Consider the following 20767-nt stretch of genomic DNA (forward strand, 5'->3'; position numbering starts at 1 on the left):
CTATCTGCAATTACCGCCCTGGCCTGCGGATTACTCGATACATATTTGACACTACTGTAGAATCGCGTTACCTTCATCAAGTAGCTCCACCGCCACCGACGGTCGTGCAGTACCGCCCTTCAACCGTTTGGGAGGATCTGATGCGCGCTCCCCTCAGCATGAAGCCGACGGGATGGTTCCAGGTCGCCTGGTCGTCCGATCTGGCCGAAGGAAGCGTGATGCCATTGCGCTACTTCAGCGAGGATCTGGTCGCGTATCGCGATTTACGGGGCGAGGTCCACGTTCTCGATGCCTACTGTCAGCACCTCGGCGCCAACCTCGCCTTCGGCGGGTGTGTCACCGAGCAGGGCATCCAATGCCCCTTTCACGGGTGGGTGTGGGGACACGACGGCAAGAACGTGAGCATCCCCTACCTGGATCGCCCCAACCGAGGTCGACGCATTCGCTCGTGGCCTGTCTGCGAGCGCAATGAATCCATCCACATCTGGCACGATGTTGACGGGCGTGGACCGTATTTCGACGTTTTCGACGCGATCGACGTTGGCGGCGATGCGCTGAGAGGCTACGAGTTTTATCCGGTGACTCCCCAGCACTTGACGGGACTCGAGGTACACCCTCAGATGGTCGCCGAGAACGCCGTCGACCCTCAGCACTTCCGCTTCGTACACGGCACCAAACTGGCTCCGGTGGTACTGGCAGAGGAGACAACGGACACGTCGTGGCACGCAGTTGTCGGGTTCGGCCGCCGCTGGGCCCAACACGAGGGCCCGGTTACCGACACGATGAACACACTGCGCCTCTGGTTCTCCGGTCTTGGTACGAGCGTCAACATCGAAAAGACCGCCGACGGCATTCGGATCATCACCATCAACACCACACCGGTCGATGAGGACACCACCGAAATCTTCGCCGGCTACTGGGTCGACCACGGTCCTGACGACGACGAGGCGCGCCGCGACCGCAGGCTCAAGGAGGCAATGGCCGCGCTTCCCGATGACATCAACATCTGGAATCGGCAACGGTATCTCGTCAAGCCGGGATTGGCTGGAGCGGGAGACAAGGGCTTCACCGCGTTGCGCGAGTGGGCGTCGAATTTCTACCCCGATCGAGCGACGGGCTCGGCCCCGACCGTAGCCTCTGCTGCCGCGCAGCAGCACTGACAATTTAATCCACCCACATCGGCTGGGTCCGCCGCTGCCCGGTTTATCCCTGTTGTCGAGTAATGACAGTTAGGAGTGTCACCATGTCCGACTTCTTCAGCGGGAAAGTCGCCTTCATCACCGGTGCTGCCCGCGGGCAGGGCCGCGCTCACGCTGTTCGGCTCGCCAGCCGCGGTGTCAACATCATCGCGGTGGACATCTGCCGGGACCTGCCCGCCATCGACTACCCGAACGCGACTCGCGCCGACCTCGACGAGACACGAGATCTCGTAGAAGCCGAGGGCGCCAAGATCGTCACCGGGGTTGCCGACGTCGCCGACCAGGCAGCGCTTAGGGCCGTCCTCGATGAGGGACTCGCGCATTTCGGTCGCCTCGACATTGCCATCGCCAACGCCGGGGTCGTGCGCTACAGCGAAGACGACGACCCGATCGCAACGTGGAACGACGTCATCAACACCAACTTGACCGGCGTATGGAATACCTGCTTCCTCGTCCGCCAACCCATCATTGATGGCGGGCATGGAGGTTCGATCGTTATCACCAGTTCCACGGCCGGGATCAAGGGCACCGGCAGACACCACCACCGAGATCGTCGATACCGTCACCTATCTCGAGAACGGCATCTACCCGACGCCGCTTCCGGTGAACTAGATAGGAGGACAGGCCATGTCTCGTAAGCGCGTCATTGTGTGGGGTACGGGTCCCATCGGTGCGACCGGGTTGCGCGCACTCATCGACCACCCCGAGTACGAACTGGTGGGCGTCCACGCCTGGGCCGAGCACAAGATCGGGCGCGACGCCGGCGAACTCGTCGGGCTCGGCCCCACCGGTGTGATCGCCACCAACGATGTCGCGGCGCTTCTCGCGCTGAATGCGGACTGCCTGGCCTACTTCGGCAACTACGCCTCCAGAGAAGCCGAATGCGTCGCCGACGTGGTGCCGTTCCTGGAGGCCGGTACCAACGTGGTGACCGCGGCACTGATGGATCTCATTGCGCCGCAACATGGTCGGGCCGAGTTCGTCGAACCGATCGCCGCCGCCTGCCGCACGGGCGGGTCCTCGGTGTTCTGCGGCGGCACCGATCCGGGCTTCATGACCACGGGCCATCTGTTCAACCTGCTCAGCGGGGCCGGACGGATCGACAGCGTGTCGGTCGCCGAGATCTGCGACCTCAACGGCTATCCCAGCTACGACCAGGTCGGCGCCTGGGGATTCAACCATCCGCTCGACTACCGGGCACCGATGTTCTACGGCGACGTCGGCACCGGCTGGCACGAGAGTACGGTGCGGGGCATCGCCGATTACCTCGGCGTCGAGCTGGACGAGATCACCTCGACGGTCGAGAATGCCTCCCTCGATGTCGATTACGACGCCGCCTGGGGTCGGGGGCTGGCCCACACCATCGCCGCCGTGCGGTGGACGGTCACCGGAATCGCCAACGGTCGGCCGGTGATCTATTACAAGAAGGTCGAACGCACACATCCCGACGCCGCCCCCGATTGGGAGCGCGCCTTGAACGACGCGGAGGCCGGCTACCAGGTTGTCGTCAAGGGTGAGCCGAGTTTCGAGACGGCCATCGCCCTGAGCCTGTATGACGGATGTGCCATCACCGCGCTGCATCCCATCAACGCCATCAATGCGGTATGCGCCGCCGCACCCGGAATCCTGGGCCAGCTCGACCTGCCGCACTTCTACAGTAGGGCGACTCGGCACGTCCCCGCGCCGGTCGCCGGCTGACGGCCGAGCCGGCGCACCGAGTCCTGACCGGTCTCACTATCAACCCGCACCACAGTGGGTGGCGGTGACGAAGTCTCGACGCGCATGCCGGGCTAGCGCCCGCGCGCCGAGGTTGCTGCGCCGGAGGTGTTCGGCCCGACCACGGCTACCGCACGACGACGCGGGAGATCGCCGATCGAGCCGGAGTTTCGCGCGAGTTGGTCTTACGGTGGAGCCGAAGACGCCCGCGGCCAACTCGGCGGCAGCACCTGGCCACCGCGACGTGCCCGAAGCGAATGACTTACCGTCGCTCACCGCAGAACCTTTTCCATCGATTACAGGTTTCTGTTGGTGAACCCACCGCCGCTGAGGCGGATCTGGTCGAACCATCCGATCGCGCAGGCACGCACACATCCTCTTGCGTCGGTGTGATCACGTCTTCTTGTGACAGCCGAAGGGCTTGGACATTGACACACATGTTCAAGTACAACTAGCCTTAGAGCGAGCAAACTATTCAACCATTTATATCTCGAACGGTTAGGTGCTGTTCACACTAAGGGCACCCGACGCGCTCAGTGGTCGGCGAACGTAAAGAAAAGGGCCTCAACGCATGCGCATCGAAGACCAGATTCTGATCAGCGTCGACGACCACGTCGTCGAGCCCCCCTCCATGTCGAGCTTCTACCGCGATCACGTCCCGGCGGCATTCAAGGATCGCGTGCCTAGGGTGGTGCGCAAGCCAGACGGCGCCGACGCGTGGCTCGTCGAGGGTGTCGAGATCTCCACGTTCGGGCTCAACGCTGTGCAGGGCCGGCCGGCCGAGGACTGGGGACGCGATCCGCATAACTTCGACGAGGTGCGCCCATCGTGTTACGACGTGCACGAACGAGTGCGGGACATGAACGCCAACGGCGTGCTGGCCAGCCTCAACTTTTCGTCCTGGCCAGGCTTGGGCGGTCAGTTCTTCGCCCAACAGGGATGTGATGCGGAGTTCGTCAAGGTGATGATTCGTGCCTACAACGACTGGCATCTGCACGAATGGTGCGGCGCCTACCCCGGTCGTTTCATCCCGTTGGCATTGTCCGGATTCACCGCGGGTGCCGACTTCGTCGCCGAGGAGATCTACCGGATGGCCGCATCTGGGGTCCGCGCCGTCTCGATGCATCCCGAACCACATCGCTTCGGCGCCCCCGACTATCACGGCGACGAGTGGGACCCGGTGTGGCGGGCATGCCAGGACACAGGCACGGTGGCCGTTTTCCACTTCGGCGCCTTTCCCAAGTTCATGCCACGCTCACCGTTCTCGGTGATATCGCACTCGATGGGCTTTTCCACCGCGCTGTTCGCCGTCGAGTTGCTCTGGTCACCGGTGATGCGCAAGTTCCCAAACGTCCGTTTCGCCCTCGCCGAGGGCGGGGCCGGCTGGGTACCGTATTTCCTGGAGAAGGCCGACTTCGTCTACGACCACCACCGCGCGTGGACCCACGAAGACTTCGGCGACATCAGGCCGAGCGACGCCTTCCGCCGTTCGGTCTTGACCTGCTTCATCGACGACGTCGTCGGGTTGAAGAACCGGGAGATGATCGGCCCGACGACGATCGCGTGGGAATGCGACTTCCCACACTCGGACTCCACGTGGCCGAGGGGCCCGGAGACGGCGATGGCGGGATTTGTGGCCGCCGGTCTCGACGACGACGAGATCGACCTGTTCACCTGGAAAAACGCGTCACAGTGGTACGGATTTGATCCCTTCGAGCATCGCAAGCGGGAAGAATGCACAGTTGGGGCCCTGCGCGCGAGCGCGCTCGACGTTGACACCACGCCACATGAATACGGGGCGCAACGCGTGGCTAGCAAAGCGGTTGCCGATGGGGCGGGCAGCTTTATTGAGTCGATGACCGTGCCCACGCTGGCGGCGGTGTAGGGAGGCAGCCATGGCAACCACCGTTGAAACCTCGAGCGTCCGTTACGACCCCTATGATGCCGAACTCGATGTCGACCCGTACCCGATGTGGCGTCGGCTCCGTGACGAGGCGCCGCTGTATTACAACGATCAGTACGACTTTTATGCCCTGAGTCGATTCACCGACGTGAAGGACGCCTCTACCGACTGGGACACGTACCGGTCGGGCAAGGGCTCGGTGCTCGAGGTGATCAAGAGCAATCTTCCCGTCCCACCGGGGATAATTCTGTTCGAGGATCCACCCGAACATGATCAGCATCGCGCTCTGCTGGCGCGGGTGTTCACGCCGCGTCGGATCGCCGAAATGGAACCCAAGATTCGCGCCTTTTGCGCGGCCGCACTGGAGCCGATGGTCGAGCGCGGCGGCTTTGACTTCATCACCGACCTGGGCGCTGAGGTACCGATGCGCACTATCGGGATGATGCTGGGCATGGCCGAAGCCGATCAGGTTAAGTACCGCCAGCGCGTGGACGACAGCTTCCACGCCACCGGCGATGAGGACATGGACTGGGTCCTCACCGCATTGGACCCCGAGACCTTCAGCGCCTACATCGATTACCGCGCCCAAAACCCCGCCGATGATTTGATGACCGACCTGCTCAACGCGACCTACACCGACAGCGGCGGCGTGGACAGACATCTCGACAAGGAAACGATCCTGAACTACGTCGGGTTGCTGGCAGCTGCCGGCAATGAGACGACGGTACGGCTGATCGGGTGGGCGGGAAAGGTGTTGGCCGAAAATCCCGATCAGCGGCGCGAGCTGGTCGCCGACCCCAGCTTGATACCCCACGCGATCGAAGAACTGCTGCGCTATGAGGCGCCCTCGCCGGTAAACGCGCGCTACCTTTCCCGTGACGTCGAGCTGTACGGCGTCACGGTGCCGAAGGAGAGCGTCATGCTATTACTCAATGGATCGGCTAACCGCGACGAAAGGATGTTCGCCGAGCCGGACCGCTTCGACATCCACCGCATCAACAAGAAGTCCCACCTCGGGTTCGGGTACGGTATCCATTTCTGTTTGGGTGCCCATCTGGCCCGGCTCGAGGCGCGCGTCGCGTTGGAAGAGGTGCTCAAACGCTTTCCGGCGTGGGAGGTCGACTGGGACAACGCGGTCCAGGCACACACTTCGACGGTTCGCGGGTGGGAAAACCTGCCCGTGGTCACGGGGTGACACCGCTCGATGAAAGTCATCGTGACCGGCGCCAACAGCGGCGTCGGCAAGGCTACTGCAGCCATCCTGGCCGCTGCCGGCCATCAGGTGGTGCTGGCCTGCCGAACCCCGAGCAAGGGCCTGGCCGCCGCGCGTGAGATGCGCGGGGACGTGTCGGTCGCTCGCCTTGACCTGGCAGACCTGAGCAGTGTGCGCGCGTTCGCTGATTCGGTGGACTCCGTCGACGTGCTGATCAACAACGCCGGCGTGCTCGGGCTGCCGCTGACACACACCGCCGACGGTTTCGAAGCCCATATCGGAACCAACCATCTCGGCCACTTCGCCCTGACCTGCCTGCTGGCTGACCGCATCACCGATCGCGTGGTGACCGTCACCAGCAGCACGTACGCGATGACGCGGCTGCACCTGGACGACCTGAACTGGGAACACCGCACGTATGACTGGTGGTCGGCCTACACGGAATCGAAACTCGCCAATGCCGTATTCACCGTGGAATTGGCGCGTAGAGGCCTCACCGCCCACCTCAGCGACCCCGGCGTAAGCGACAGCGACATCCTGTCCGACTTGCCCGGCATCGCGGCGTTCGTGCTTCGGCATCTACAGCCTTACATAGCCCAGCCAGCCGACCTCGCCGCACGTTCCACCGTGTTGGCAGCCACCATGAACTTGCCTTCGCCGACGTACTGGGCCCCCCGTGGATTACTACATCTATGGGGCAAGCCAAAGGTTGTCGACCTCAACCGCCGGGCACACGATCCCGACACCGGACGTCGACTATGGGAGATCTCCGCCGAACTCACCGGCTGCGATCTACCCCTTAAGCGCAAACTAGGCTGACAGGGAAGGCCATTGCGCCGCACCATCGACCCGACCATGCGATCCCCGCAGCAGCTATTGCCATCCGGCAGCGCGCTCAGGCGCTGCATCAACCGTCGCCTGTACGGGAACTCGTCAAAGTCGGCCCGGCACCCGCAGTTCTGGATGCACCCAATCTGGTGAAGTCCGCTGCTTGAACGCCCGGAAGCCTTCGCATGCTTCCGGACCCAACATGCTCGTTTGCATGCCGATCCGGTCAAAGAGACCGAGGTAATTATCCAGGCTTGCCTTGACCAACCCGCGAGCCGCCGGAGCGGTCCGACAGCACTGCTCCAGTAGCTCTCTGGCGACCTTCAGCAGATCGTCATGAGGCACCACCCTGGTCACCAAGCCCCAATCCAACGCCTCATCGGCGCTCAGCGTGCGACCAGTGAACATTAGATCTCTGGTGCGCACCGGACCGATCAAGCGGGCGAGCACCTGGCTGTAATAGGTGTCGGCGATGCCGCGGAACAGCTCAGGCACGCGAAAAGTCGCGCGGTCACTTACCACAGCGAGATCACTGCACAGGGCAATCTGCAGGCCGCCACCCTGGCAAAGCCCGTTGACGGCCGAGACCACCGGTTTGGCCGATTGGCGCAGCGGGTCAAACGGCGTCACGTCCATGCCGAAGGTGGAGGCGAAGTCCATCCAGTCATCCTCACCCTGCTTGCCGAGGTCACCACCCGGCGCAAAGACGTCACCGGTACCGGTGATCAGAAGTCCGGCGAGGTCGGGATCCGCATTAACTTGACTGATCGCATACCGAATTCCGAAGTACATCGCGGGCGTCATGGCATTGCGCGCCTGCGGGCGATCGATCGTGCAGACCGCGACTGCACCAACACGTTCAAACGTCAGAAACGGTGTACCCAGCCAATCGCCGTCGGGTGGACGGGGACTGCCGTCGGCATCCTGAGACATGCGGGGCTCCTTCCGTGAGCTGGATACGTTGCCCTTCCAAAATAGATATATAGTTGTAGGATTCCAACCGCCGCGCCGATGCCTTGCCCGCAGTGCGGGTCACGTGGACCCGACCCGCTGAACCGGGCTGCAGGGATCGTCGGTCCGTGCAATCAGAAGCGAGGGCGCTTAATTGGCAAGCCTTCCGTTGGCCGTTGTGATCATGGCGCCGAGCCGATTAATGCGCTTGTCGGCCTCGCTGACGATGCGAGCTACCAGCTCGGCGCGGGTCGGGATGTCGTTGATGAGGCTCATCGGGGTGCTCACCCACCAGTTTCCGTTCGTGCGCGGTTGCCGGGCCAAGCAGTTCACGCCTCCATGATCAGTGGCAGTTCGCCGAGTTGAAACGCGTTGGCGGGGAACTTAATACAGGGGGTGTAATCCTTTGCTAGCGATATGTTTTTTGTCTTTTCGAGAATGGAATCAATCACCGCGGCCAGCTCGATACGCGCAAGATGTGATCCTAGGCACCGATGGGCGCCCCCGCCGAAGCCCCAGTGGCGGTGGATCTTTCCATCCATAACCAGATCGTTGGTCGACGTCCCGTCGCTGCTGTCACGATTGACGGCACCCACGCATAGTCGCACGGGTGTGCCAGCAGGCAAGGTCACGTCTCCAACCCTCACACTTTCCGTCGTGACCCTCAGGAGCATGGCGACCGTAGGCTCAAGGCGGACGATCTCTTCAACGAAAGGAACCGTATCTTCGGGGTTTTGGCGGATCCGGTCCTGAAGTCTCTTGTCTCGCGCCAACTCGAGCAAGGCAAAGCCGATAGTCGCTGTGACGGTGTCCAGGCCGGCTAATACGAATAGGTAGCAAAAGCCCATCAGTTCGGTGTCATCAAGGCGTTCCTCACCGGTCAGGAGCTGAGACAGCATCCCGTCGTTCGGTGATTTCCGGGTATCCTCCAGCGCCTGCTGCACGTAGGCAAATAATTCAAGAGCAGGAGTCAAGTCCGCTCCCTCGAGACTCGCTCGCTCGGTGAGGTTGATGACTGCGTCTTTCCATGCGATGAGCCGGTCTCGATCTTCGATCGGAAGCCCGAAGAGCGTGAGGAAAACCTGCGACGGATATGGGATCGCGATCGAGGAGATCGCATCGCACTGACCGCTTTGGACCGCAGCGTCAACGATCTCGGCCGCCTGTAACCGAAGCGACTTCAGCATTTCTTTGAGCGCGCCCGGGCTGAAGAAGGGCTGCAGAATCTTGCGGTAGCGGGTGTGCTCCGGGGGGTCGGTGCTCAGCGGCGGAAGCGGGACAGGACTGCCAAGTATCTCAAAGGCGTCCTTGGATGAAAACAGCTCTGGCCGACGAAGCGCGCCCAAGACGTCGTCCCGATGAGTCAGGTAATACCAGCCATCGATTAGGACAACACGCCCCATGCTCCGCAGATGGTCCCAGCCGATCTTCCGATCTGCAGCCATCGGCAACGATGCATAGCTGGTCTCAGGCACGTTGAGGATGGTGTTGCTGTTGAGCACCGTCTCAGATCCCATCCACTAAGGGGGCCAGACCGGCCCGATGCGGTAGGGGCGCGTGCCCCGGCCGACGCGCCGCCCGTGCGGGGCAGGTCTCCATCGACACGTCCAACCCGATCCTGTCCAACAGCCCGACTGCGCGGCACCGCAGGTCCAGCGGGCCTCAGCCCCTGATGACCAGCGTACTTGAACGTAGTTGTTAAAGTCTATACCCGGATATGCTGGGCCGCATGGACCGATCGCCGTTGCCGCCGGGCGAGAACCGAGAGCTGACGTGGCAGCCGGGGCGTCGATCCGAACGCACCCGGCGCAAATTGATCGATGCCGCCAAGCAAGTGTTTCTCGACCGTGGATTTCATGGTGCCCGAGCCGAAGACATTGCGGTCGCGGCAGGAATGTCGCGCGGAACGTTCTACATTTACTTTCCGTCCAAGAACGACATCTTCTTGGCCCTCGGCCGAGACTCAGCACAGGGCGGCTACAGCCTTCTGAACGCATTGAAAGACGTTCCCACGGAATGGAACCCCGCCGATCTGGTCGACCTGAGCGAAAAGCTTGTTGATTATTTCGACGAGTTCGGCGCGTTCATCCGGCTCTGGCGTCAAGTCAGCATGGCCGATGTCGAGTTGCGTCAGGAGGGCGCTCGATTCGAGCTGCGAATGGAGCGGCGGCTGGGCGTGGAGCTTGATCGCCTCCGTGGGCGGTCGCCCACGGATCCTGCCAGTTCGGGAGTCGCGTTCTTGGCTATTGCAGAAGGTCTGTGGTTTCGCAGCCGCTGGCTCGGTAACAACGGCAGCAACAGTCGCGATCAGCTTGTCGACACGATCAGGATCCTGGTCGCCGAACTCATCAACTGACGTAGCCGTCTGCATAACATCGGGACTATTGGCGGCGCGACCGTGCCCAGAAGGTCGATCCCCTTGTAACGAGGTTGCACCGCGCGGAAGCTCCCGCATCAGGTGTTCGGCCAGATCAGCGTCGCCAGCGGAGATTGCCTGCACGAGGTCAGGATGACATCTGTCGATTCGTCCACAACGAACGATCGTGCGCCCTGGACCGTTCCACACGCGTGCGAAGGACTTCGCTGAGGGTTCAAGCGTCATGGTCAGCATCGGATTGCCAGTCGTGGTCAGAATCTGGGTGTGAAGTTAATGGGCGGCACAAAGGCCACTGGGATTAATCGCGTCCCCGGCGGCACGTGCACCCTCGTCCACCGCAGCGGCGGAGAAATCGGTGGCGCTGGGCGGCCACCTTGCTGCCGCAGCTCCAAGAGCGATCGCGTGCGCGGGATCAGGGTCGGAGATGAACGAACCACCTCGCACACCGCGTGTGGTCTCGATCAGATGTTGACTCACGTGGTAAGTTCCTACCCCGAATAGTTGTGACAGCTCAGCCTTTGATGGCAGACGCTCGCCACGGCGATTATTTGCGCCCATCGCACCGATACCATCCACCGATGACCTGACCGACAACCGCTGGATCGGTTTCGGCGCGCTTAATCAGCTCGGCCGGAACGACTCCCAACGGGCGCCCCCGGAATGAAAAGTCGACATCCCGCGTTCGATCGGTCCATTCGGCACTATTTCATGGATCAGCGCGACAGAATGGCACAGCCCGCCGCGCCCGGCGCCCCATACAGGTGGGCGTATCCAACTGAAGGATCGCCGGGCACCTGCCTGTCTCCTGCGGAGCCTCGCAATTGGTGGACAATTTCATATACTTGCCGCAGCCCGGAGGCGGCCATTGGCTCACCATTGGCGATCAGTCCGCCGTCGGTATTGATCGGCAGCCGGCCGTCGATCTCGGTATCGCCGGCGGCGACAAGTTTCTCCTGATCGCCGTCGGCGCAGAATCCGTTCTCGGCCATGTGAATTATCTCGGAACCGGCGTCGGTGTCCTGCAACTGGATCACGTTGACCTCTTCTGGACCGATGCCGGCCTTTTCGAAGGCCGCCCGAGACGCTTCCTGCGTTGGTCCGTCCACTCGATCCAGCGGTAACGATGTGCACATCAATTCGAACGCGCCCACTCGGCGGGTCCGGAGTTCAGCCGCTCGCACATAGACGGGTGGCTGTGCAAACTTGTGGGCGAGCTGTGGCCGGGTCAGCACTACCGCCGCGGCCCCCTCGTCGGGCCCGCAAAACATGTATTGCCGCAGAGGATAGTTCAGCATGGGCGACGCTAGGATCTCCTCTTCGCCGAGCGCCTTTCGCCGCCACGCTTTTGGGTTCATCTCACCTATGCGCAGGTTCTTTGCCGCAACCCTGGCCAACGTCTGGTGCGATATCCCGAAATCATGCATGTACCGATTGATCTTCATGCCGAAGTAATGCGTCGTCAGGAACAATCCCGCTTCGCCGTACCAATCCGGGTGCCCAGAGGCCGCCGGATCAGCCGAGAATGTTTCCTTCCCACTCGGAATGTCGGTAGAACTTGCCCTCGCTCGGCGAGATCCGCCGGTAGAGCAAGTTGAACTTCCGACTCGCGAAGAGCCAAGATCCATCCACGAGTTTCAGTTGGTCGTCGAAGTAGCCATTGATGGTGAAGTCGTTGCCGTCGGTGTAGCGACCGCGCTCCTCGATGTAACATCTACCTACACCGACATCACCGTCGACCCGGACGATGTTTCCGAGTATTCCCTGGAACGCGAATGTCACGCTCTCACTCATATTTTCGAGTAATGCGAGGACGTTCTCGATCCCGGATACCTCCGAGATGCCGGGCGCTTGCCATCGGGCGTCAGGAGTCCAAAGTTTTCCAAGGGCGTCGAAGTCTCGGCTACTGATCGCATCGATGTAGCAGACTGGCAGCTCGTTCGGGTCCTTGGCAGTCGTGAATGTCATGTCACCTCGCCTTCGGCAGTCCCAGCCCGTGTTCGGCTATCAGGCCTCGCATGATCTCGCTGGTCCCCCCGTAGATGCTCGTCCCCGCCGAGTACTGATAGGAGTGACCTACGATGCCCGCGGCGTCTGCGTCAGTTCCGTCGTATGCACATAGCACGTTCGGCCCCAACATATCTGCGAGCGCGGTCGCATCTTCGATGAAGGTCTCTGCTGAGTAGAGTTTGGTTTCGGCACCAGCGACGTGCGCCTCTTGCCCGTTGGCCGCCAGCCAGATGGTGCGGTGGTGCAATAGCTGGGTGATCTCATTGTGTACCGCTGCCCGGGCTAGGCGCTCTCGGCTGGCGGGCAAGTCGATCAGGCGCCTGCCCTCTGTGTCGGTGTACCGCTGTGAGGCGGCAACGGCGCCCGACCACAGCCGTTGCGCCGCTCCGCAGAAGGACCCCGCCTGATGCTCCAGCCCCAGTGCGTGCCGCATTACGTCCCAGCCACGGTCGACCTGACCGATGCGGGCTTCGTCGGGGATTCGAACGCCGTCGTAGAAGACCGCGTTCGTTCGCTCGCCTGCGACCGTCAGGATGGGAGTCACCTGAATGCCAGGTGTATCCATCGGCACCATGAACACGGTCAAGCCGTTGTGTCGGACCGAATCGGGAGTCGTTCGTGCCAGCAGATAGCAATACTGCGCGATGTGGGCGAGTGTGGTGAACATCTTCTGCCCATCGATCACCCAGTCGCCGCCGTCCCGGCGTGCGCGCGTTGTCACCGCGGCCAGATCCGAACCGGCATGAGGTTCGGTGAGGCCGAGGCAGACAATCGCCTCCCCCGCAGCGATTTCGGGAAGGATTCGGCGCTGCAGATGGTCGGGGCCGAGATCCCTGATCACCGCGGCCGGCATCTGCGTGGTGTTGACACCGACCAGAGGGGCTTCGGCTCGGTACAACTCCTGAATGAGCAGGGCGTATGCGAAGTCGCCCAGACCGGCCCCGCCCATTTCGACAGGCCACGTGGGCAGAACCCAACGCTTTTGAGCCAGAGCACGGTTGAACTCCCAGTTGTGACCATCGCCAGTGCGTCGCTCATGCTCCCGCACTGCAGGTGTCAAGTGCTCATCCAGGAAGTCTTTGACTTCGCTCACGAGTTGGACGGCCGAGTCCGGCAAGGAGAATTCGATCATCGGACCGCCTCCAACTGTGGCAGCAGAGCGTCGGCGATAGCCGCGTACTGGTGCTTGGGGTCGCCCGCTATCACAGCCAGGAATTTCGCCCGGCGGTGATAGAGCTGGATGTCGCACTCCTCGGTCAAGCCCTGGCCGCCGTGCGTATGCAGGGCGTGCGCGACAGCCCTCATCGCAGCCTCCGCCGCCGACGCATATGCCATCAAAGCGAGAAGACCGGCCGAATCGAGTTGCTTCTGCGCGGCCCACTGAGACTTCCAGGACAGCAGCCGCACCCCATCGAGGGCCGTCAAGTCGTCAGCCAGAGGAAACGCGACCGCCTGAAATCGACCTATCGGAACACCGAATGCCGAACGTTCTTTTGCGAATTCGGCTGCCAGTTCGACCGCGCGCAGGCCCACGCCCACGAGCATGCTGGCGGCCAGACGCCTCCAATTCGTCACCATCTCTGTGTAGGCTGCGCGGGCCGCACTACCCTTCTGGAGAACCTCGATCCCGGTCGCCCGTTTCGGGGAAACTCTGTTGAGGGCGGCGCCCGCGAAGTTGCGCTGCACCGGATAGCAGTCCATTCCGGTCAACCACAACAGTTCATCGCCGAGCAGGCCGACTACACCATCCGCGACACCGGAATACTGAACGAGGACTTCGTGATCGGGGCTCTGCCACGGCGCTAAGGCCACCGCGATGACCGCTTCATCGGCTCGAGGGACGAGCGACTCTGCAGAAACCATCGACAACAGTCGGCGACCGACATAGGTTTCGATGAGTGGGACCGGTGCGAGGTGGCGACCGCAGATCTCCGCAACAAGTGCGACTGTGAGCAGCGGATCCGGCGCATCGTCGATGTCCTTGCCGACAACCCCGATCGCGGACAGCGACTTCCACAAGTCCGCGTCGAATCCACCGTCGACCTCGACGGCACGCACCCGACTGGTCGAACAGTCTTTCGTCAACAGCGCCCCGACCACGCGACAGAGGTCGCGTTGCTCGGATGACAACGAAAGATCCACGGCACAAATGTCCTTCCGCCACGCGTCGTTAGCCGACAGCGCCGCTTGGTAAGTGGTAACGGTCGGGGTCGTGTGAGCCTTGGTGGCTACGCGACAGCGGCACGCTCTGTCTTCAGTAGCCGCCGCGCGTTTCCCGCTAGATAAAGCGCTTGAGCAGTCGGCGATAACCCGGCCGCCGTCTTCACCATGTCCATCGGGGTGGCGGTTCCCTCCGCATGTGGAAAGTCGGAGCCCATGAGCACCCGTTCCGCACCAATCAGGTCCACGAGTGCGCCGACGTCGTCTTCCGGAAATGGAGAAACATAGATGTGTTCGCGGAAGATATCGCTCGGCCGTCCCTCGACGCGCCCACCGAGCCATGGGCCCGAGCGTCCCATGCCCTTCATCTTGTCCATGACCGAGAGAAGGTATCCCACCCAGCCGGAACCGTTTTCGACGCTCACAAGCCGTAGCCGCGGGAAGCGGCCGAACAGGTTGTGAAGAATGCAGGCTGCAAAGGTCTCCATGATGGGTCGGTCCCCATAGAACATCGCCCACTGCAACGCCGACTTCTCATGCGGTCGTGGCGTCGGGTTCTCCCCGAAATCCGTCGAGTAGAACTCGTTGTAGCCGGACTCCGACATATGGAATGCCACCGGCACTTCGGCCTCCTGGCACATCGCCCAGAACCGGTCATGGATCGGATCGGCGGGCGAGCGATGGTTCGCGTGGCCAGGTTTCATGACGACGACGCGAGCGCCTTCATCCAATACGCGGCTCAGCTCGGCGACGGCGAGCTCGGGATCGTGCAGGGAGACCATCGGTGCCGCGAGGAGCCTGTCGTCGCGCGCGTATCCCCAGTCGTCGGCGAGCCATCGATTGAAGGCCCGCAGGTTGGCGTACAGCGCCTCGGTGTCATGGCGCAGGTGATGCTCCCACAGCAGTCCGAGCGTCGGGTACAACGTCATTGCAGCGACACCCAACTCGTCCATCTTCGCGATCCGCGCTGCCCGGTCCCGCCATTCAGCGGCCATCGGCGCAAGCAGCCGCGCATCGTCCGGGGCGATCCCCTTCTTGATCGCCTGGAACCACTCTTTCAAAGACCCTGGGTTGAGCGCCTCTGTGAAGAACCCCGGATTAATCAGGTGCAGCTGTTGGCCACGCCACATCACTCGTTCATTGCCCGAGTCAGGATCTTCCACCGTAATCGCGCTATCACGGAACTTCGGATCGATATAGCGAGTGAAGCAGTCAGGCGGCTCGTAGTAGTGGGTGTCGGAATCGAAGATATCGACAGTCATGGCCTTGTCTCCGTTGCAGAGGTCTCGGTGGTTCACTGCAGGTCCCTCGTGGGAGTCGCAGCATCCGTTTAAACGATGCGGTGATGATCCAATGACATGGCGGGCCAGTCCTGCCAGCGCCTCGCACATGCACTTGATCGCCCGCAGCCGCCGCAATGGCTTCACCGTACTTTAACACTGATGTTAAAGTCAATATGTGCTTGGGTGCCGCCACCTTATGGTCGATGCCGCCCACTTGCGAAGCGGGTGTCGCAGCTGATTAGTATATAACTGTTTAGCGGATTAGCGGTGCGTGGCCAACGATGGCAACTCGAGGACAGCGAGGCCCTATGACCAACCGCCTTGACGGCAAAGTCGCGTTCATCACCGGAGCGGCCCGCGGCCAGGGCCGCGCGCACGCCGTCCGGATGGCGCAGGAAGGTGCCGACATCATCGCGGTCGACATTTGCGAAGACATCAAGTCGAACCCGTATCCGCTGGCGTCCCCTGAGGATCTGGACCAAACGGCCAAGCTGGTCAAGGACTGTGGCCGCCGCATCCTGGCGATCAAGGCCGACGTGCGCGAACGCGATCAGCTGCGCGCAGCCATCGAGGCGGGCCTTTCGGATTTCGGCCACCTCGATATCGTGGTCGCCAATGCCGGCATCCTTCCCATGGCGTTGGGAGAGCCGGAGGCGAGCGATTTCGTCGACGCAACCGATGTGGACTTGGTCGGTGTGATGAATGCGGTTGCCGTGTCGATTCCGCACCTCGCAGACGGATCGTCGATCATCGCGACGGGCTCAACTGCTGGCATGATGCCCGCCGCCACCACCAATTCGTCGAAGAGATGTCTCAGCACCTCGCGCCGCGTTTCATCCGGATCAACGCGATCCATCCCACCAACGTCAACACGCACCTCATCCACAACGAAGGCATGTACAAGCTGTTCCGTCCCGACCTGGAAAATCCGACACGTGAGGATGCCGAACCCGCGTTCACCTTCTTTCAGGCGATGCCAATCCCTTACATCGAACCCGAGGACGTCGCCAACCTCGCGGTGTTCCTTGCCAGCAACGAATCCCGCTACATCACCGGCCAGCAGATCCGCGTCGACGCCGGTTCCTATCTCAAGTTCCCGGCCGGTCCGCCATCATCCATGTGACGCGGCGAGGTCATAGACACGGGCGGCGCCGTATGAGCGCCTGGTGCGGTGCCGATTGTCGGTGTTTGAGGCGTGAGGTGTCCGAATCCATTTCTGAGGAAGGGTTTTTCGATGGGACGCATGACTGGCAAGGTCATTCTGGTCACCGGCGCTGCACGCGGTATGGGACGCAGCCACGCCGTGCGGTTGGCGCAGGAGGGGGCCGACCTCATCCTGGTTGACATCTGCGCCCCGATCGAGGGGCTGACCTATGCGATGAGCACGCCGCAGGATTTGCAGACCACGGCCAAGGAAGTGCAGGCGTTAGGCCAGCGAGTGCACGCCGCTCACGCCGATGTGCGAGACCGCACGATGTTGCAGGACGTTGTCAATGCCGGCGTCGATCAGCTTGGCGGTTTGCACGGAGCGGTGTCCAACGCCGGAGTATTGACCAGCGGGACCTGGGATATGGTGACCGACGAAGATTGGCGGATCGTGTTGGACGTCAATCTGATTGGTACCTGGAATACGTGCCTGGCCGCGATCCCGCATTTGATGGAACGAGGAGGCAGCCTGGTCAACATCAGTTCGGCCGCCGGTATCAAAGGGACACCGCTGCAACTTCCGTACACCGCGAGCAAGCACGGCGTGGTCGGCTTGACCATGGCGTTGGCCAACGAATTGGCGGCTCACTCGATTCGGGTGAACACCGTGCATCCCACCGGCGTACCCACAGGTATGGAAGCACTGGAGTTGTTGGACTTGCTGGCCAACACGCGCCAGGATCTCGCGCCGATCTTCCACAACGCGATGCCCGTTGACGTGGTCGAGCCCGTCGACATCAGTAACGCGGTGCTCTATCTGCTCTCCGACGAAGCCCGCTTCGTCACCGGCACTCAACTGAAAGTCGATGCCGGAGTGACGATTCGCTGAACCGCCACCGCCGAGAGGCACTAGAGGACGCTGAAGAAGCGCACAATTCACTGCGGCACAGGCAATATCGGCATACCCGGCTTAAAAGGTGAACACCGCGGCTGGCTATTACCCGGCCGCCGACGCCTGCGCGATGAATGTCATAAACACCGTATCGGCCGTCGGCGAAGCGTCTCCGGATTGCTCCGCCCAGCAGGAACCTACAATACGACCGACTTGATCTTGAGGTCGATGATCTGCTCTTCGTCGTATCCGAGTTCGGCAAGTACTTCATCGGTGTGCTCACCGTGTCCCGGGGCACACCTGAGTGACAACGGCGTCTCATCGAACTGAACCGGACTGCCGGCCAACGCGAATTCATTGCCGTTGGTATCAGTAGTGCGGGGCAGGTATCCGTTAGCAATCACCTGGGGGTCGTCGTGGATCTCGCGCGCGGTGCGCATCACGTCCCATACGCCCTCGAAATCTGCAAAGACGTTCTCCCAGTGCGCTAAGTCCGCGGCTGCAAACGTCGACCGCAGCTCGGCGATGCACTCCTTGCGATTCTCGAAACGCACGGGCGCAGTGGCGAACCGCTCGTCCGAAATCAAATCCGTGCGATCCAAGCGCGTACAGAAATCAGACCAGAACCGATCGGCCTGAAGAAGTACAAACGCGATGAACCGGCCGTCGCGGGTCTTATAGAGGTTGACACCCGGGTTGGGCATCTCCTCGAGCTGGAACCTGGGAACGTCCTGACCGGTGACCCCCGCGCCGACGATGTTGGGTCCCAGTTGCCAGACGGCAGCGCTGAGCAGTGAGACGTCGACAATAGACGGTTCACCCGTCCGCTCGCGCTTCACCAACGCTCCGGCGATGCCTGCGGCGATTGTCAAGCCGCCATACACGTCACCAAAGGCCGGCAGCTGAAGCGGCGGATAGGACCCGTCGCCGGCGGCGTATCCCATTCCGATCCCTCCGCGCGCCCAATACGACGCAAAGTCATATCCGCCCCGGGTGGCTTCGTCTCCCTTGATGCCGTACCCGTGACCGCGGGCATAGATGATCTTGGGGTTGCGCGCACGCACCTGATCCACGTCGATTCCCATGCGCCGCCGCGAGTCCGGCAGCAGGTTGGTGAGAAACACGTCGGCTGTCTCAATCAACGTCATCAACACCTCGCGGCCCTCCGGACTGGAAGTGTCCAGACCGATGCTGCGTTTTCCGCGGTTCGGCTGTTCAATGAAGTGGTTGACGCCGCCCGCTCCGGCGACGACTCCGGAATTGATCAATCCGCGCTGCGGATCACCGGTCTCGGGATGTTCGATCTTGATGACATCGGCGCCCCAATCGGCGAGCACGGCGCCAGCGGCCGGAACGAACGTCCATGCGGCGAGCTCGACGACGCGAATGCCGCTCAGCACACCAGTCATGCGCCGGTGTATCCAATCGTCTTGGTCTGCAGATGCTGCTCGAAGCCTTCGTGACCGTTTTGCCTGCCGAGCCCACTCATCTTGTAACCGCCGAACGGAGCGTCGGCGCCGTAGAACATGGCGCCGTTGAGGTTCAACGTGCCGGTGCGGATTCGCCCGGCCACCGCCATAGCTCGATCAGGCGAGCCCATCACCGCACCCGACAAACCATAGGTCGAGTTGTTCGCCAGCTCGACCAGACCATCGTCGCCGCCGTCATAGGGCGTGATCGTGATCACCGGCCCGAAGATCTCCTCCTGGAACAGACGGTGGCGTGCGTCCACATCGGCGAACACAGTCGGCGCCACAAAGTACCCGCGGTCCAGCCCGTCGGGCCTTCCGCCTCCGACCGTCACCCGCCCCCCTTGCTGCTTGCCGATCTCGATGTAATTCAACACGCGCTCATGCTGCTTGGCCGACACCACAGGACCGCAAAACGTCGCAGGATCGGTTGGGTCTCCGACGGGAACCGCCGCAAAAGTCGCGGTGGCGACCTCGACCGCCTGGTCATAAACCTGCCGCGGAACCAGCATTCGCGTAGTCAGCCCGCAGCCTTGGCCGGAATGGATCAGCGCTCCCATACAACCCGGCAGGACCGCCTCCATGTCAGCGTCATCGAGCACCATGTACGCCGACTTCCCGCCGAGCTCGAGCAAGGTGCGCTTCATGGTGTCAGCGGACAGACTTTGAATCAGCTTGCCCACAGCCGTCGAGCCAGTGAAAGAAACCATATCGACGCGCGGATCGGTGGCGAGCAGCTGAGCCACGCCATTGTCAGACGTCGCGACGACATTGAATACACCCGCCGGGATGTCGGTCTTCTCCGCGACGATACGACCCCACCGCAGCCCACTCCATGGCGTCTCGATCGCGGGCTTGAGCACCATCGTGTTGCCCGTGGCCAGGACCTGCGCCACCTTGTTGCTGATGATCTCAAACGGGAAATTCCACGGCGTGATAGCACCGACGACACCGACCGCTTCCTTGACAACCTTACGGTGATACGGTGAGCCCAACAGCGCACCGTCGGGAAGTGCCCGCTCCCAAGCAAACTCGGAGATGTACCGGGCGGGCCACCCAACGGCGTCAGCGATCGGCCACTCCAGCTGCGCAATATATGTCGACGACAGCGGCGCACCGACCTCGGCGATCAACTCGGCGCGGATGTACTCCTTCTCCTCCTGAAGGGCATTGTGAAGTTGCATCAAGCAGTGCTGACGAAACTCGCGATTCGTCGACCAATCGGTACTATCGAAGGCGCGCCGCGCTGCGGCGACCGCTACCTCCATATCCTCTGCGCCGGCGTCGGTGGCGACGCCCAGCACCTCTTCGGTCGCAGGGTTGATGTTGTCGGCCGTCCTACCGGACACCGAGTCGCGTAGCTCGCCGTCAATGTAGAGACGACTCTCTGGGTTGAATTTGACCGACGACGTTGAAACTGGCGAAGCCGTCATGAAGACATCCTCTCGCTGGAAGTGGCGCCGCACATGAGTGTAGCCGTTAATAGATAACTATTTATCTGATTCGTGACCCGGGGGCGCATTCGCCGGACATCGGAAGCCGATTGTGAGGAATGGCCGCCGTACTCACATGCATCGTCGCCGTCTGACGGGCTTGGACAGACTTCTCCCGGCATCCGATGAC

At 62.0% G+C, this 20767-nt stretch carries 17 protein-coding genes and 3 pseudogenes; 9 read left to right on the top strand and 11 right to left on the bottom strand.

Going from position 1 to position 20767, the window contains the following annotated elements; translation table 11 throughout:
* Positions 1-140 precede the first annotated feature (140 nt).
* The 6 genes from G6N51_RS07175 to G6N51_RS07205 all read left to right on the top strand — a co-directional run bounded on the left by G6N51_RS07175 (position 141) and on the right by G6N51_RS07205 (position 6850).
* Positions 141-1160 carry an aromatic ring-hydroxylating oxygenase subunit alpha gene (locus G6N51_RS07175; protein ID WP_083171989.1) on the top strand — a complete coding sequence of 340 codons (1020 nt, stop codon included), beginning with the start codon at positions 141-143 and terminating at the stop codon, positions 1158-1160.
* A gap of 83 nt (positions 1161-1243) precedes the next feature.
* Positions 1244-1837: an SDR family NAD(P)-dependent oxidoreductase gene (locus G6N51_RS07180; RefSeq protein ID WP_083171988.1), complete on the top strand. Its 594-nt coding sequence runs from the start codon at positions 1244-1246 to the stop codon at positions 1835-1837.
* On the top strand, positions 1827-2897 hold the full coding sequence (locus G6N51_RS07185; protein WP_142274957.1) for an NAD(P)H-dependent amine dehydrogenase family protein: 1071 nt from the start codon (positions 1827-1829) through the stop codon (positions 2895-2897). The genes G6N51_RS07180 and G6N51_RS07185 overlap by 11 nt, the downstream gene beginning before the upstream one ends.
* Positions 2898-3486: 589 nt before the next feature.
* Positions 3487-4800, top strand: coding sequence for an amidohydrolase family protein (locus tag G6N51_RS07195; protein ID WP_083171986.1), 1314 nt, complete (start codon positions 3487-3489; stop codon positions 4798-4800).
* 10 nt (positions 4801-4810) lie between these two features.
* Positions 4811-6013 (top strand): cytochrome P450, encoded by a 1203-nt coding sequence (locus tag G6N51_RS07200; protein ID WP_083171985.1) that lies wholly within the window; start codon positions 4811-4813, stop codon positions 6011-6013.
* A 9-nt stretch (positions 6014-6022) separates the two neighbouring features.
* Positions 6023-6850, top strand: a complete 828-nt coding sequence (locus tag G6N51_RS07205) for an SDR family NAD(P)-dependent oxidoreductase (RefSeq protein WP_083171984.1) — start codon at positions 6023-6025, stop codon at positions 6848-6850.
* A 114-nt stretch (positions 6851-6964) separates the two neighbouring features.
* Here G6N51_RS07205 and G6N51_RS07210 read toward each other — a convergent pair whose 3' ends face one another.
* The 3 genes from G6N51_RS07210 to G6N51_RS07220 all read right to left on the bottom strand — a co-directional run bounded on the left by G6N51_RS07210 (position 6965) and on the right by G6N51_RS07220 (position 9255).
* A complete protein-coding gene (locus G6N51_RS07210) occupies positions 6965-7792 on the bottom strand; it encodes an enoyl-CoA hydratase/isomerase family protein (RefSeq protein ID WP_083171983.1) in 828 nt (275 codons plus the stop codon).
* A 168-nt stretch (positions 7793-7960) separates the two neighbouring features.
* Complete coding sequence (locus G6N51_RS07215; RefSeq protein WP_158086220.1) at positions 7961-8098, bottom strand: hypothetical protein; 138 nt, start codon at positions 8096-8098, stop codon at positions 7961-7963.
* 41 nt (positions 8099-8139) lie between these two features.
* Positions 8140-9255, bottom strand: coding sequence for a cytochrome P450 (locus G6N51_RS07220; protein ID WP_232078535.1), 1116 nt, complete (start codon positions 9253-9255; stop codon positions 8140-8142).
* Positions 9256-9539: 284 nt separating this feature from the next.
* Here G6N51_RS07220 and G6N51_RS29095 point away from each other — a divergent pair, with 284 nt between their 5' ends.
* Complete coding sequence (locus G6N51_RS29095) at positions 9540-10166, top strand: TetR/AcrR family transcriptional regulator (RefSeq protein ID WP_158086219.1); 627 nt, start codon at positions 9540-9542, stop codon at positions 10164-10166.
* 102 nt (positions 10167-10268) lie between these two features.
* Here G6N51_RS29095 and G6N51_RS29610 read toward each other — a convergent pair.
* The 6 genes and pseudogenes from G6N51_RS29610 to G6N51_RS07255 all read right to left on the bottom strand — a co-directional run.
* Positions 10269-10445: pseudogene (locus G6N51_RS29610) on the bottom strand (FCD domain-containing protein); the annotation flags it as partial.
* 455 nt (positions 10446-10900) lie between these two features.
* Positions 10901-11710 (bottom strand): annotated as a pseudogene (locus tag G6N51_RS07235) (thiolase family protein); the annotation flags it as partial.
* Positions 11700-12152 (bottom strand): YybH family protein, encoded by a 453-nt coding sequence (locus G6N51_RS07240; RefSeq protein ID WP_083171978.1) that lies wholly within the window; start codon positions 12150-12152, stop codon positions 11700-11702. The gene G6N51_RS07240 and the pseudogene G6N51_RS07235, both read right to left, overlap by 11 nt.
* Position 12153: 1 nt before the next feature.
* A complete protein-coding gene (locus G6N51_RS07245; protein ID WP_083171977.1) occupies positions 12154-13326 on the bottom strand; it encodes an acyl-CoA dehydrogenase family protein in 1173 nt (390 codons plus the stop codon).
* A complete protein-coding gene (locus G6N51_RS07250) occupies positions 13323-14294 on the bottom strand; it encodes an acyl-CoA dehydrogenase family protein (protein ID WP_083171976.1) in 972 nt (323 codons plus the stop codon). Before G6N51_RS07250 ends, G6N51_RS07245 begins: the two co-directional genes overlap by 4 nt.
* A 128-nt stretch (positions 14295-14422) precedes the next feature.
* Complete coding sequence (locus G6N51_RS07255; protein ID WP_158086218.1) at positions 14423-15616, bottom strand: amidohydrolase family protein; 1194 nt, start codon at positions 15614-15616, stop codon at positions 14423-14425.
* 329 nt (positions 15617-15945) lie between these two features.
* Here G6N51_RS07255 and G6N51_RS07260 point away from each other — a divergent pair.
* Both G6N51_RS07260 and G6N51_RS07265 read left to right on the top strand, forming a co-directional pair.
* Positions 15946-16760: pseudogene (locus G6N51_RS07260) on the top strand (mycofactocin-coupled SDR family oxidoreductase).
* Positions 16761-16871: 111 nt separating this feature from the next.
* Positions 16872-17672: a mycofactocin-coupled SDR family oxidoreductase gene (locus G6N51_RS07265; protein WP_083171974.1), complete on the top strand. Its 801-nt coding sequence runs from the start codon at positions 16872-16874 to the stop codon at positions 17670-17672.
* Positions 17673-17872: 200 nt separating this feature from the next.
* On the opposite strand, the gene G6N51_RS07270 is transcribed toward G6N51_RS07265, so the two are convergent.
* Positions 17873-19084: a CaiB/BaiF CoA transferase family protein gene (locus tag G6N51_RS07270; RefSeq protein WP_163750665.1), complete on the bottom strand. Its 1212-nt coding sequence runs from the start codon at positions 19082-19084 to the stop codon at positions 17873-17875.
* Positions 19081-20577 (bottom strand): aldehyde dehydrogenase family protein, encoded by a 1497-nt coding sequence (locus G6N51_RS07275; protein WP_163750667.1) that lies wholly within the window; start codon positions 20575-20577, stop codon positions 19081-19083. Before G6N51_RS07275 ends, G6N51_RS07270 begins: the two co-directional genes overlap by 4 nt.
* Positions 20578-20767 lie beyond the last annotated feature (190 nt).

This window comes from Mycobacterium paraseoulense (genome assembly GCF_010731655.1).
GTDB lineage: Bacteria > Actinomycetota > Actinomycetes > Mycobacteriales > Mycobacteriaceae > Mycobacterium > Mycobacterium paraseoulense.